The following is a 13,440-nucleotide window of genomic DNA, read 5'->3' as shown; positions in this document are numbered from 1 at the left end:
TACGTCTGTTTATGGCGTTATCCGGCAAATCGACAATCTTAAATGCCAGACTCCAGAATACGAATACTCATGTCCAGCACGTCGCCTTTCACGGCTTCGCTATAGGCTTTCATATGCGGTGTCTGCAAATGCGCTTCAAGATGCGCAATGCTTTCCCACTGTTCAACCATCACGATTGAGTCCGGGGCTGTGGTCTGAAAACTGACGCCAGCAGCATGATCGACCATCGGCGCGTAGCCGTGGCAACCTTCCTCTTTCAGTACGGTTGGAACGATTTTAGCGAATTGATCCAGTACCGCCTGGCGGTGATGTTGACCTGGACGTGTACGGATTTCTGCAATAACGGTAAGCATGGTTAACTCCTTCTAATTCCAGGTTACCAGTTAACCAAAAATTTCGTTCAGATGCTTGCGATATTCTGCGATATAACGCGGGACGTCCGGCATTTTAATCACGTCATTGGTGATAAAGGTCGGCAGCGCTTCCATTCCCAGGAACTGGTTTGCTTTATGGAACGGGAGATAAACGCCATCAACGCCAACGCCATGGAAGAACTGATCTTTTTCAGTAAAAGCTTCCATCGGTGCGTTCCAGGTCAGTGACAGCATGTATTTTTTGCCCTGAATCAGCCCACCGGAGCCGTATTTTTTAGACGCATCTGAACGCGTGCGACCATCGCTGGCGTACAGCGTACCGTGACCTTCGGTAAACACGTCATCAATGTATTTTTTCACGGTCCACGGCGCACCCATCCACCAGCCAGGCATTTGCCAGATAACCACATCGGCCCAGACGAAGTTCTGTACTTCATCAGAAATGTCATAGTCGCTGTCGGCGCGCACGATTTTAACATCATGCCCGAGGTCGCGCAGAAGGCCATCCGCGACCTCGGTCAGGGTGTCGTTTAACTGACCGTTGGAGTGGGCGAATTTTTTCGCACCATTGATAATCAGAATGTTGCTCATTTTGTGTCCTCAGGGAAATACGTTTGAAGACGATTTTACCCCTACCAGCGACGCGGTGAAATTAGCAAAATGTGCAAAGTCTTTTGCTATTTGAGCAATAATAACGCAATTACCAACTGACCTTCGCTTCAAAGCCACCTTGCGGAGCGTTGCCAAACGAGGCTGACATTCCATGCAATATTGCGATACGGCGGACAATCGATAGGCCGAGGCCGCTGCCGGTCACGCTTTGTCCCGGTGGACGATAAAAGCGTTCCCCGATGTGCGTCAGGACCTCTGGCGCAACGCCAGGACCATTATCCTTGACGCTAAAATTACGGGCGTTGAGCGTCACTTCCACAATGCTACCCCGCGGGCTGTAGCGGATCGCATTATCCAGCAGATTTCGTACCATCAGGCTCAGTAACAGCGGCTGTCCTGTGCGCATGATGTTATGCGCGTTAATCTGCAAACGCACGTCGATGTGCGCCTGCTGGGCTGGATGGTAGATATCCATCACCGCGGATTGCAAAAGCTCCTCCAGCGAGATTTCCGCCACATCCTGAAGATTGTCGAGGGAGTCGAGGCGTGAAAGCGTCAGTAACTGATCGACCAGTCGGGTGGCGCGTTCAATTCCCGCATGCAACTGTACCAGCGCTTTTTCCCGCGTTTGCGTGTCGTCGTCTGACAGTTGCACCACTTCCGTTTGTACTTTCAGCGCGGTCAACGGGCTGCGCAGCTCGTGGGCAGCATCAGAAGTGAAGCGCCGTTCGCGGACCATCATGGAATGGGTGCGGGTAAACAACTGATTGAGCGATTCAACCAACGGGCGCACTTCGCTAGGTACACCTTTCGGATCGAGCGGCTCTTCCGATTCCGGTGAGCGCCAGCGCAGAGCCTGCGCCAGTTTTTTCAGCGGCCTGAGTTCACGGCTAATCATGACCACCAGGATTAGCAACATCAGCGGCAGCGCAATCAACCACGGTGTTAACTGGGCGGTGACGATCGACAGCGCCATATCCTCTCGATACTCCCACTCCTGGCCTACCACAATGCGGTATTTGCCGTCAGCGGAATTCAGCCACAGAAAACGCCATGCGTCGTTGTCCCCCTTGAGTTGACCATCGGTAAAGCCTTCGCGGGTGTAGCTGTAGGGAATATCCTGGCCGTTGTCGCCATCGTGCAATACCATTTTGCCGTCGATGGTGAAGATGGCAAACGTCAGCGCGTCGTCATCAATATGGCCGTGCTTGAGCTTCTTCGGCGTGCGAGCCATATTGCTTGAGGTGGTGACGTCGCTGATATCCAGCGTGCTGAGCCGCTTGGCGAACAGCATCAGTTGGGTATCAAACAGCTCATCGACATGGTCGGTGGTCTGCTTCCAGGCTACAAAGCTCGAAACGGCCCAGGTTGCCGATGCCAGAATCAGAAAAATAAGCGTTAGCCTGACGCGCAGGCTGAGGCGTTGTGTGAGTTTCATGCGTCACCCAAGGTGTAGCCAATGCCATGCACGGTACGGATAAAGTCGCTGCCGAGCTTACGGCGTAAGTGATGGACGTGTACCTCAATCGCATTGCTGGAGACGGTTTCGTCCCAGGTATACAGTTTTTCTTCAATCAGTTTGCGGGGCAGGACGCGACCCTTATTGCGCATCAGCAGCTCCAGTAGAGCGAACTCTTTGGGTTTGAGAGACAAAGGCTCATCTGCCGCCGTGGCAACCAGCGCGCCGGGATCGAGCGTCACGTGGCCATGGCGCAATATGTTGCTCGCCTGGCCGCTGGCACGGCGCACCAGCGCCTCCAGTCTGGCGGCAACTTCGATCAGCGCAAAGGGTTTGCACAGATAGTCATCCGCGCCGAGACGCAGACCCTCAACGCGTTCCGCCAGCGCGTCGCGAGCGGTCAGAATCAGCACTGGCTCCTGCTTCCCGTTGGCTCGCCATTCGCGCAAGATGTCCCGTCCGTCGATGCCTGGCAGCGTCAGGTCGAGGATCACCGCATCATAAGGGGCGCTGTAGAGCGCTTCTTTCCCCTGGCGACCCTCGGTAAACCAGTCGATGCTGAAACCCATTTTACTCAGACCTGTTTTCAGGCCGTCGCCGATCAATGTGTCATCTTCGATCAGTAAAATACGCATATGTTCTTCCCTGCAGCCGCTCTCATTAGCGTCAGTAAACCTTGTGACTACAGCCTCTGTACAGCAAAAAAAGTATCTTTTTTTGCCTTAAGAACTTGTTAAGGATTAACTTATTTAATAGTCGTAAACCAAAATGAAAGGGAGACATGACGATGAAAAAATTAGCTGCAATGGTTGCCGTAATGGCACTGTGTTCCGCACCTGTTCTGGCAGCGCAGCAGGGCGGTTTCTCTGGACCGACAACCACCACGCAAAGCCAAAATGGCGGATTTGTCGGCCCGAATGGTAGCAGCGCGACGGTAGAAAGCGCCAAATCACTGCGTGATGACACTTGGGTTACCCTGCGCGGGAACATCGTTGAGCGTATTTCCGACGACCTGTATGTGTTTAAAGATGCGACCGGCACAGTGAATGTGGATATCGACCACAAGCGCTGGAACGGCGTAACCGTCACACCGCAGGATGTGGTTGAAATCCAGGGGGAAGTGGATAAAGACTGGAACTCCGTTGAAATCGACGTGAAACAGATTACCAAAGTTGCCAAATAATCCCCATCAGGGCCGCACTCGTGGCCCTTTTCTTTGTGACTCAACACGCCAGATAGGGTAGTATCTGCGGCAATATTGCCCTTCAATAGAGGGGTACAAAGTTGAGGAACCACGATTAATGAGCGATATGGCAGAGCGCCTGGCGCTGCATGAATTCACGGAAACCGCCTATCTGAACTACTCCATGTACGTCATCATGGACAGGGCGTTGCCGTTTATTGGCGATGGTTTGAAACCCGTTCAGCGTCGCATCGTGTACGCGATGTCCGAACTGGGGCTGAATGCCAGCGCCAAATTTAAAAAATCCGCCCGTACCGTCGGTGACGTACTGGGTAAATACCACCCACACGGCGACAGCGCTTGTTATGAAGCGATGGTGCTGATGGCGCAGCCGTTCTCTTACCGCTATCCGCTGGTCGACGGGCAGGGGAACTGGGGGGCGCCGGACGATCCGAAATCTTTCGCGGCGATGCGTTATACCGAATCCCGTCTGTCTAAATATGCGGAAGTTCTGCTGGGTGAACTTGGCCAGGGAACGTCGGACTGGGTGCCAAACTTCGACGGCACCATGCAGGAGCCGAAGATGCTGCCTGCGCGTCTGCCAAATATTCTGTTGAACGGCACGACCGGTATTGCCGTTGGTATGGCGACGGACATTCCGCCGCATAACCTGCGTGAAGTGGCGAAAGCGGCGATTACCCTGATTGAGCAGCCGAAAACGACGTTGGATCAGTTGCTGGACATCGTGCAGGGGCCGGATTACCCGACCGAAGCGGAGATCATTACCTCGCGGGCAGAGATTCGTAAGATTTACGAAAACGGACGTGGCTCCGTACGTATGCGCGCGGTATGGACGAAAGAAGACGGCGCGGTGGTGATTTCCGCACTGCCGCATCAGGTTTCCGGGGCAAAAGTGCTGGAGCAGATCGCCGCTCAAATGCGCAATAAAAAGCTGCCGATGGTAGACGACCTGCGCGACGAATCGGATCACGAAAACCCGACCCGTCTGGTGATTGTCCCGCGCTCCAATCGTGTGGATATGGAGCAGGTGATGAACCACCTGTTTGCCACCACCGATCTGGAAAAAAGCTACCGCATCAATCTGAATATGATCGGTCTTGATGGTCGTCCGGCGGTGAAAAATCTGCTGGAGATCCTCACCGAATGGCTGGCGTTTCGCCGCGATACCGTACGTCGTCGCCTGAACTATCGTCTGGAAAAAGTGCTTAAACGCCTGCATATCCTTGAAGGTTTGCTGGTGGCGTTCCTCAACATTGACGAAGTGATCGAAATTATTCGTCATGAGGATGAACCTAAGCCCGAGCTGATGTCGCGGTTTGGCATTTCCGAAACCCAGGCTGAAGCCATTCTTGAGCTGAAATTGCGCCACCTTGCCAAACTCGAAGAGATGAAAATCCGCGGCGAGCAGGATGAGCTGGCGAAAGAGCGCGATCAGCTGCAAGGCATTCTGGCTTCTGAGCGTAAAATGAGTAACCTGCTGAAGAAAGAGCTGCAGGCTGATGCCGAGGCCTATGGCGACGAACGCCGCTCTCCGCTGCAGGAACGTGAAGAAGCGAAGGCGATGAGCGAGCACGACATGCTGCCGTCAGAGCCAGTGACCATTGTGCTGTCCCAGAGTGGTTGGGTGCGTAGCGCGAAAGGCCACGACATTGATGCGCCGGGATTAAGCTATAAAGCGGGCGACAGCTTTAAGTCTGCGGTGAAGGGTAAGAGCAACCAGCCGGTGGTGTTCGTGGACTCGACCGGACGCAGCTACGCCATCGACCCGATTACGCTGCCGTCGGCGCGTGGACAGGGTGAACCGCTGACCGGGAAGCTCACGCTGCCGCCGGGCGCGACGGTTGAGCACATGCTGATGGAAGGCGACGATCAGAAACTGCTGATGGCATCCGATGCGGGTTACGGTTTTGTCTGCACCTTCAACGACCTGGTAGCTCGTAACCGTGCTGGTAAGGCATTGATTACGCTGCCAGAAAATTCGCGCGTTATGCCGCCGGTTGTGATTGAAGATGAAACCGATATGCTGCTGGCAATCACCCAAGCCGGTCGCATGTTGATGTTCCCGGTAAGCGATTTGCCGCAATTGTCAAAAGGCAAAGGGAACAAGATTATCAATATCCCTTCAGCGGAAGCGGCGAAAGGTGAAGATGGCCTGGCGCAGCTCTACGTGTTGCCGCCACAAAGCACGCTGACTATCCACGTCGGTAAGCGCAAAATTAAACTGCGTCCTGAAGAGTTGCAGAAAGTGACCGGCGAGCGTGGCCGTCGCGGTACGCTAATGCGTGGTCTGCAGCGTATCGATCGCATTGACATTGACTCGCCTCGACGCGCCAGTCACGGCGACAGCGAAGAATAACGCTACCGTCCGGCTCTCCCTGTTTTAGCCCGGGGAGAGCCAACGTTAAAAATTCCCGTGAAACCGTTGTTTATTCGTGCGTTGCGATTAACAATACGCTTTTCCAGAGAGCCGCCCTTAACAAAGCCCTAACCTGATACTGCGTGATGAATCAGGTGACGTAAAATGCCAGGCTCTTAGGCCTCAGAGGTTGTTATGCTATATATTTTTCGTTTAATCATTACTGTTATTTACTGCGTTCTGGTCTGTATTTTCGGTTGCATATACTGTCTGTTCAGCCCACGAAATCCAAAACACGTCGCAACGTTCGGTCATATGTTTGGCCGCCTGGCTCCCCTTTACGGCCTGAAGGTTGAGTGCCGCATGCCGGCAGACGCGCAGAACTATGGTAATGCTATCTATATTTGTAATCATCAGAACAACTATGACATGGTTACCGCTGCGAATATCGTTCAGCCGCCGACGGTGACGGTAGGTAAAAAAAGCCTGTTGTGGATCCCATTCTTCGGGCTGCTGTACTGGTTAACCGGCAACCTGCTGATTGACAGAAACAACCGTACCAAAGCGCACAGCACCATTGCGGCGGTGGTGAATCATTTCAAAAAACGTCGTATTTCTATCTGGATGTTCCCGGAAGGAACGCGCAGCCGTGGTCGCGGTCTGCTACCGTTTAAAACCGGCGCGTTTCATGCGGCGATTGCGGCGGGTGTCCCGGTTATTCCGGTGTGCGTTTCAACTACCTCGAACAAGATAAAACTCAACCGACTCAATAATGGTCTGGCGATTGTAGAGATGTTGCCACCGGTAGATATTAGCCATTTTGGGAAAGATCAGGTTCGTGAACTGGCAGCGCATTGCCGTACGCTGATGGAACAAAAAATCGCAGAACTCGATAAAGAAGTTGCTGAGCGGGAAGCCGCCGGTAAGGTTTAATCCGCGCAATTCGGGTTTGTTACAGGAAAAGATTTCCTGCGTGTTAATCGCCAGTTTTTCATGGAGTTTATATGTCATTCAGTCGGCGTCAGTTCATTCAGGCATCGGGGATCGCACTGTGTGCAGGTGCTGTTCCGCTGAAGGCTAATGCTGCCGGTCAGCAACAACCGTTACCCGTACCTCCGCTGCTGGAGTCCCGTCGGGGGCAGCCGTTATTTATGACGCTGCAACGCGCCCACTGGTCCTTCACGCAAGGCACGCGCGCACCTGTCTGGGGGATTAACGGTCGCTACCTGGGACCGACGATCCGCGTCTGGAAAGGGGATGACGTCAAGCTTATCTACAGCAACCGTCTGACTGAAAATGTCTCGATGACTGTCGCTGGATTACAGGTGCCAGGCCCGCTGATGGGCGGCCCGGCGCGCATGATGTCCCCTAATGCAGACTGGGCACCAGTGCTGCCGATTCGTCAGAATGCCGCTACGCTGTGGTATCACGCCAATACGCCAAATCGTACTGCCCAGCAGGTTTATAACGGTCTTGCCGGAATGTGGCTGATTGAAGATGAAGTGAGTAAATCACTGTCTATTCCCAACCACTACGGCGTGGATGATTTTCCGATCATTATCCAGGACAAGCGTCTGGACAACTTTGGTACGCCGGAATATAGCGAACCCGGCAGCGGTGGTTTTGTCGGTGATACCCTGCTGGTCAACGGGGCGCAAAGCCCGTATGTCGAAGTCTCTCGCGGCTGGGTGCGTTTGCGTTTGCTGAACGCTTCAAACTCGCGTCGTTACCAGTTGCAAATGAGCGATGGCCGCGCGCTGCATGTGATTTCCAGCGATCAGGGCTTTTTACCTGCGCCCGTTTCGGTGAAGCAGCTCTCGCTGGCGCCTGGCGAGCGCCGTGAGATCCTGGTGGATATGACTAACGGAAATGAGGTCTCTATCACCTGTGGTGAGGCGGCCAGCATTGTCGACAGGATCCGCGGATTCTTTGAGCCTTCCAGTATTCTCATCTCCACGCTGGTATTGACGCTGCGCCCGACCGGTCTCCTGCCGCTGGTGACCGACAGTCTGCCAATGCGCCTGCTGCCAACGGAAATCCTCAGTGGTTCACCGATTCGCAGCCGTGATATCAGTCTGGATGACGATCCCGGCATCAACGGTCAGCTGTGGGACGTCAACCGCATGGATATTACCGCTCAGCAGGGCTCCTGGGAGCGCTGGACGGTACGGGCGGATATGCCTCAGTCTTTCCATATCGAAGGCGTCTCGTTCCTGATCCGTAATGTGAATGGCGCAATGCCGTTCCCGGAAGACCGGGGCTGGAAAGATACCGTCTGGGTCGACGGCCAGGTTGAATTACTGGTCTACTATGGACAACCTTCCTGGGCTCATTTCCCGTTCTACTTTAACAGTCAGACGCTGGAAATGGCGGATCGTGGCTCGATCGGACAGATGTTGGTGAACCCGGCGCCGTAATGCGCCGGAGTTTCCGTTACGCCCGCCAGAACATGCGCGAGAACAGGATCAGAATGGGGTAAATCTCCAGACGCCCCATGATCATGGCCGCGCACATCAGAAGTTTTGCCTCCTCGTTTAAGGTGCCAAACGTCGTTGCGGTGATGCCAAACCCCAGCCCCATGTTATTGATGCAGGCGGCTACGGTGGCGAAAGAGGAGAAGAGATCGTAGCCCATCAGATTGAGCGCCCAGATAAAAAAGCTGGTAAATAAAACGTAGAGAAAGAAAAAGCTCCATACCGAACGCACTACTCGGTCGCTTACCACGTTATTGCCCACTTTGATATTCAGCAGGGCGCGAGGATGCGCGAGCTGATGTAACTCCTGACGGCATTGCTTGAACATAATCAAAAAACGCAGCACCTTAATCCCCCCGCAGGTCGAACCCACACAACCGCCGAAGAAGCTGGCGCTGAGCAGCATGAAGATCGTGTGCGAAGGCCACTGCGCATAATCCGCCGTCGACAGGCCATTATCTGTCAGCATGGAGCTGGCCAGAAAAAAGGCATGCACCAGGCTGTCCGTTATCCCGTACATACCCGCCCGCCAGACCTGCCAGGTGGCGATCAAGGTGACAACCAGCGCAATAAGCAGAAAGAAACGCAGCTCGGCATTACGACGAAAGGGCTTAAAGGTACGTTTCACAATAGCTACGTACCAGAGGGTGAAGTTAAACGCAGACAGCAGTGAAAACAGTCCGGCGACTAACTCAATAGCATGGCTGTTATAAAAGCCGATGCTCTCACTACGGGTGGAAAATCCGCCGAGAGAGACCGTCGACAGCCCGTGGCATAAGGCATCGAAAAACGACATCCCGGCAATCCAGTAGGCCAGAGTACAAATAAGGCCGAGAATGACGTAGGTCAGCCACAGCGTACGTGCGGTATCAGCAAGCCTTGGCGTGAGGCGTTCTTCTTTAAAGGGACCTGGCATTTCAGACTGATACAGCTTCATACCACCAATACCCAGCAGGGGTAATACCGCCACGGCAAGGACAATAACCCCCAGGCCGCCAATAAAATTGAGCTGAGCCCGATAATACAGATACGATTTCGGCAAGGCGCTGACGTCGTCAATTACCGTAGCGCCAGTGGTGGTTATCCCGGAAACCCCTTCGAACAGGGCATCGGCAAAGGAGAGATTTAAGCCATCGTCCATCCACATCGGCATGGCGCTGATAAACGAAAACAGCAGCCAGAACAGGACGATAATGACGAAGCCATCCCGGGTTCGTAGTTGAATACCTGCATGTTTGGTTGCCAGCCACGCTCCACCGCCGAGGGTAAAGAACGTCATAAATGTGCTGAAAAAGGCGAAAAAGCTCCGCTCTTTATTTAACAGAGCAATGGCCATCGGCGGCAGCATGGAGAAGCTGTAGAGAAGAACCAGAAATCCGCATAGGTGAACAACTACCCGTAACTGGGAAATATGCAGTGAATCGTTGAGTCGCAATGAAAAATCCCCCGCCGAAAAAGAGTTATCTCAGCTGGCCGGCATGGTGTTAATTATGAATGATAAAAATGGGCGTCGTAAAATTTAACAATTTAAATCACTTTCTACTTGTCTGACTCAGACTCCACTTCATTTCTTGCCGACATACAGCGTATAATCCCCGGCCTTTGATTATTTTTTTACCATTTTTGGAAGCACTATGAGCGCAATATCCCTGATCCAGCCGGACAGAGACCTTTTCTCCTGGCCGCAGTACTGGGCTGCCTGTTTTGGCCCGGCACCATTTTTGCCGATGTCACGTGACGAAATGGACCAACTTGGCTGGGATAGCTGCGACATCATTCTGGTTACCGGCGATGCATACGTCGATCATCCCAGCTTTGGCATGGCAATTTGCGGCCGTATGCTGGAAGCGCAGGGCTTTCGTGTTGGGATTATCGCCCAGCCGGAGTGGAACAACAAAGACGATTTTATGCGTTTGGGTAAACCGAACCTGTTCTTTGGTGTTACCGCGGGCAACATGGATTCGATGATCAACCGTTATACCGCCGATCGCCGACTGCGCCATGACGATGCTTATACGCCAGACAACGTGGCGGGCAAACGCCCGGACCGCGCGACACTGGTCTATACCCAGCGCTGTAAGGAAGCATGGAAAGATGTGCCGGTTATTCTCGGCGGTATTGAGGCCAGCCTGCGCCGTACCGCGCACTACGATTACTGGTCTGATACCGTTCGTCGCTCCGTGCTGGTGGATTCAAAAGCCGACATGCTGATGTTCGGTAACGGCGAACGTCCGCTGGTGGAAGTGGCGCATCGTCTGGCGATGGGTGAAACTATCGATCAGATCCGCGACGTGCGTAACACCGCGATTATGGTTAAAGAAGCGCTGCCGGGCTGGAGTGGGGTGGATTCCACGCGTCTCGACACGCCGGGCAAAATTGACCCGATCCCGCATCCATACGGCGAGGATTTGCCGTGTGCCGACAACAAACCTGTCGCACCGAAAAAGCAGGAAGCGAAAGCGGTAACTGTACAGCCGCCGCGCCCGAAACCGTGGGAAAAAACCTACGTGCTGCTGCCGTCCTTCGAAAAAGTGAAGGGCGATAAAGTGCTGTATGCACATGCGTCGCGCATCCTGCACCACGAAACCAACCCAGGCTGTGCGCGTGCGCTGATGCAAAAGCATGGCGATCGCTACATCTGGATCAACCCGCCAGCCATTCCGCTCTCTACCGAAGAAATGGACAGCGTCTTTGCGCTGCCGTACAAGCGCGTGCCGCATCCGGCGTATGGCGACAGCCGCATTCCGGCCTACGAGATGATCCGTTTCTCGATCAACATTATGCGTGGCTGTTTTGGCGGCTGCTCGTTCTGTTCGATCACCGAGCACGAAGGCCGCATTATCCAGAGCCGCTCTGAAGACTCGATCATCAATGAAATCGAAGCTATTCGCGACACCGTTCCGGGCTTTACCGGCGTGATTTCCGATCTCGGCGGCCCAACGGCGAACATGTATATGCTGCGCTGTAAGTCACCGCGTGCGGAGCAAACCTGCCGTCGTTTGTCATGCGTCTACCCGGATATCTGTCCGCATATGGATACCAACCACGAGCCGACGATTAACCTCTATCGCCGTGCGCGTGATTTGAAAGGCATTAAAAAGATCCTTATCGCTTCAGGTGTGCGCTATGACATCGCGGTTGAAGATCCGCGCTATATCAAAGAGCTGGCGACCCACCACGTGGGCGGCTATCTGAAGATTGCGCCAGAGCATACTGAAGAAGGCCCGCTGTCGAAGATGATGAAGCCGGGGATGGGCAGCTACGATCGCTTTAAGGAATTGTTCGACACCTACTCTAAACAGGCCGGTAAAGAGCAGTACCTGATCCCGTACTTTATTTCTGCGCATCCTGGGACGCGTGACGAGGATATGGTGAATCTGGCGCTGTGGCTGAAGCAACGTCGTTTCCGTCTGGATCAGGTGCAGAACTTCTATCCATCACCATTGGCGAACTCCACAACCATGTATTACACCGGGAAAAACCCGCTGGGTAAAATTGGTTACAAGAGTGAAGACGTGGTGGTGCCGAAAGGTGATAAACAGCGTCGTCTGCATAAAGCGCTGCTGCGTTACCACGACCCAGCCAACTGGCCGTTAATCCGCCAGGCGCTGGAAGATATGGGGAAAAAGCATCTGATCGGTGGCCGTCGCGAATGTCTGGTTCCGGCGCCTACGCTGGAAGAGATGCGCGAAGCGCGTCGCCAGAACCGTCATACCCGTCCGGCGTTGACCAAGCACACGCCTGTGGCGCATCAGCGCCAGACGCCTGCCGCGAACAAAAAACGTGGGAAAGTAGCAGGGCGCTAATCTGTCATGCCCGGGTGTGAAATGTTTACCGGGCCTGAAAGACCGTCGGCCGGATAAGGTGCTTGTACCGCCATCTGGCAGAAGTGCTCAGTAATTATGCCTTACGAATTCTGGCCGCTAATGCGGCCAGTTTTGCATCATCCGCCCGTTCACGATCGTGTGACGACAGATATCCTTCATACTGCTCGAAAAATTGGTTCTGCCGCGATTCAATCGGCTTCCAGTGGGGCAGATCGCATGGGACTCAATTAGCTGTGCACGTGGTCTACGTCGAAATTCAAATCAGTAAAGGCCCGACGAGAGGTCGGGCAGGAGAGAAGGGGTTAACCGCCGAACTGGTCCGGGTCTGGTCCCAGACGTTTGCCCTGATCGAGCTTTGCGATTTCGCCTAATTCATCTTTATCCAGGCGGAAGTCCCAGACGTTAAAGTTTTCTGCGATACGCGCAGGGGTGACTGATTTCGGAATAACCACCAGGCCGCTATCCAGATGCCAGCGGATGACAATCTGCGCCGGTGATTTGCCATATTTCTCTGCGAGATCGCGGATGATCTTTTGATCAAAGACGTCTTTGCCGCCCTGCGCCAGCGGGCTCCAGGATTCGGTCTGGATTTTATGCGTTGCGTTCCAGGCGTGCAGTTGGCGCTGTTGCATAAGCGGATGAAGTTCTATCTGGTTAATCACCGGTGGTACGCCGGTTTCATCCATCAGTCGCTGGAGATGATTGATCTGAAAGTTACACACGCCGATGCTCTTAATCAGCCCTTCTTTTTGCAGATCGATCATGCTTTCCCACGCTTCAACGTAGTGGTCGATCGCCGGAACTGGCCAGTGCATCAGATAAAGATCAAGGTAATCGAGCTGGAGTTTCTCCATGCTTTCGAGCAAGGCTTCCCGAGGGCGTTTCTGGTCATCATTCCACAGCTTGGTGGTGATGAATAACTCTTCCCGCGGTACGCCCGCATCGCGTATTGCTTTGCCGACACCTTCTTCGTTTTTGTACGCCGCAGCGGTATCAATTGAGCGATACCCCACTTCCAGCGCTTTATGAATGGCGGTGATGACCTCTTCGTTACTTGCCTTCCAGACCCCCAGGCCCAGCTGTGGCATGACGTTACCATCCTGTAGTTTAATAATGGTTGGACCGGTCATAATT

Annotated in this window: 11 protein-coding genes and 1 pseudogene; 5 read left to right on the top strand and 7 right to left on the bottom strand. The window is 53.8% G+C overall.

Annotated features, from left to right (window positions below; all coding sequences use genetic code 11):
• Positions 1 to 38: 38 nt before the first annotated feature.
• The 4 genes from OGV52_RS17270 to qseB all read right to left on the bottom strand — a co-directional run bounded on the left by OGV52_RS17270 (position 39) and on the right by qseB (position 3,080).
• Positions 39 to 353, bottom strand: a complete 315-nt coding sequence (locus OGV52_RS17270; RefSeq protein ID WP_016154515.1) for a putative quinol monooxygenase — start codon at positions 351 to 353, stop codon at positions 39 to 41.
• 30 nt (positions 354 to 383) lie between these two features.
• The gene (locus tag OGV52_RS17265; RefSeq protein ID WP_047358646.1) at positions 384 to 965 is read right to left on the bottom strand and encodes an NAD(P)H-dependent oxidoreductase; all 582 of its coding nucleotides are present in this window, start codon (positions 963 to 965) and stop codon (positions 384 to 386) included.
• Positions 966 to 1,074: 109 nt separating this feature from the next.
• Complete coding sequence (qseC, locus tag OGV52_RS17260) at positions 1,075 to 2,424, bottom strand: quorum sensing histidine kinase QseC (protein WP_287108844.1); 1,350 nt, start codon at positions 2,422 to 2,424, stop codon at positions 1,075 to 1,077.
• The gene (gene qseB / locus OGV52_RS17255) at positions 2,421 to 3,080 is read right to left on the bottom strand and encodes a quorum sensing response regulator transcription factor QseB (protein WP_141875655.1); all 660 of its coding nucleotides are present in this window, start codon (positions 3,078 to 3,080) and stop codon (positions 2,421 to 2,423) included. Before qseB ends, qseC begins: the two co-directional genes overlap by 4 nt.
• A 152-nt stretch (positions 3,081 to 3,232) precedes the next feature.
• Here qseB and OGV52_RS17250 point away from each other — a divergent pair, with 152 nt between their 5' ends.
• From OGV52_RS17250 to ftsP, 4 genes are all read left to right on the top strand, one after another.
• The gene (locus OGV52_RS17250) at positions 3,233 to 3,628 is read left to right on the top strand and encodes a YgiW/YdeI family stress tolerance OB fold protein (RefSeq protein WP_016154511.1); all 396 of its coding nucleotides are present in this window, start codon (positions 3,233 to 3,235) and stop codon (positions 3,626 to 3,628) included.
• Between the two features lie 118 nt (positions 3,629 to 3,746).
• The gene (parC, locus tag OGV52_RS17245) at positions 3,747 to 6,005 is read left to right on the top strand and encodes a DNA topoisomerase IV subunit A (RefSeq protein ID WP_016157479.1); all 2,259 of its coding nucleotides are present in this window, start codon (positions 3,747 to 3,749) and stop codon (positions 6,003 to 6,005) included.
• A gap of 195 nt (positions 6,006 to 6,200) precedes the next feature.
• On the top strand, positions 6,201 to 6,938 hold the full coding sequence (gene plsC / locus OGV52_RS17240; protein WP_016154509.1) for a 1-acylglycerol-3-phosphate O-acyltransferase: 738 nt from the start codon (positions 6,201 to 6,203) through the stop codon (positions 6,936 to 6,938).
• Positions 6,939 to 7,009: 71 nt separating this feature from the next.
• Entirely contained in the window at positions 7,010 to 8,422 is a 1,413-nt protein-coding gene (gene ftsP, locus OGV52_RS17235; protein ID WP_016154508.1) for a cell division protein FtsP, read from the top strand.
• A gap of 16 nt (positions 8,423 to 8,438) precedes the next feature.
• On the opposite strand, the gene OGV52_RS17230 is transcribed toward ftsP, so the two are convergent.
• Entirely contained in the window at positions 8,439 to 9,914 is a 1,476-nt protein-coding gene (locus OGV52_RS17230) for a TrkH family potassium uptake protein (protein WP_049283273.1), read from the bottom strand.
• A gap of 199 nt (positions 9,915 to 10,113) precedes the next feature.
• Here OGV52_RS17230 and OGV52_RS17225 point away from each other — a divergent pair, with 199 nt between their 5' ends.
• A complete protein-coding gene (locus tag OGV52_RS17225) occupies positions 10,114 to 12,285 on the top strand; it encodes a YgiQ family radical SAM protein (RefSeq protein WP_003024532.1) in 2,172 nt (723 codons plus the stop codon).
• A 94-nt stretch (positions 12,286 to 12,379) separates the two neighbouring features.
• Here OGV52_RS17225 and OGV52_RS17220 read toward each other — a convergent pair.
• A pseudogene (locus tag OGV52_RS17220) lies at positions 12,380 to 12,520 on the bottom strand (hypothetical protein); the annotation flags it as partial.
• Positions 12,521 to 12,608: 88 nt separating this feature from the next.
• Positions 12,609 to 13,436 (bottom strand): 2,5-didehydrogluconate reductase DkgA, encoded by an 828-nt coding sequence (gene dkgA / locus OGV52_RS17215; protein WP_016154506.1) that lies wholly within the window; start codon positions 13,434 to 13,436, stop codon positions 12,609 to 12,611.
• Positions 13,437 to 13,440: the final 4 nt, after the last annotated feature.

Origin of the sequence: Citrobacter sp. Cb041 (assembly GCF_030336655.1) — a bacterium.
In the GTDB taxonomy this organism is placed as follows: Bacteria; Pseudomonadota; Gammaproteobacteria; order Enterobacterales; family Enterobacteriaceae; genus Citrobacter; species Citrobacter braakii.
This window is presented reverse-complemented; position numbering and strand designations above follow the sequence as displayed.

Excerpts from the sequence above, each read along its gene's own strand:
- ftsP (WP_016154508.1), top strand. The coding sequence starts at position 7,010 with ATGTCATTCAGTCGGCGTCAGTTCATTCAGGCATCGGGGATCGCACTG.
- qseC (WP_287108844.1), bottom strand. The coding sequence starts at position 2,424 with ATGAAACTCACACAACGCCTCAGCCTGCGCGTCAGGCTAACGCTTATT.
- OGV52_RS17225 (WP_003024532.1), top strand. The coding sequence starts at position 10,114 with ATGAGCGCAATATCCCTGATCCAGCCGGACAGAGACCTTTTCTCCTGG.
- OGV52_RS17270 (WP_016154515.1), bottom strand. The coding sequence starts at position 353 with ATGCTTACCGTTATTGCAGAAATCCGTACACGTCCAGGTCAACATCAC.
- qseB (WP_141875655.1), bottom strand. The coding sequence starts at position 3,080 with ATGCGTATTTTACTGATCGAAGATGACACATTGATCGGCGACGGCCTG.
- dkgA (WP_016154506.1), bottom strand. The coding sequence starts at position 13,436 with ATGACCGGTCCAACCATTATTAAACTACAGGATGGTAACGTCATGCCA.
- OGV52_RS17250 (WP_016154511.1), top strand. The coding sequence starts at position 3,233 with ATGAAAAAATTAGCTGCAATGGTTGCCGTAATGGCACTGTGTTCCGCA.
- parC (WP_016157479.1), top strand. The coding sequence starts at position 3,747 with ATGAGCGATATGGCAGAGCGCCTGGCGCTGCATGAATTCACGGAAACC.
- plsC (WP_016154509.1), top strand. The coding sequence starts at position 6,201 with ATGCTATATATTTTTCGTTTAATCATTACTGTTATTTACTGCGTTCTG.
- OGV52_RS17265 (WP_047358646.1), bottom strand. The coding sequence starts at position 965 with ATGAGCAACATTCTGATTATCAATGGTGCGAAAAAATTCGCCCACTCC.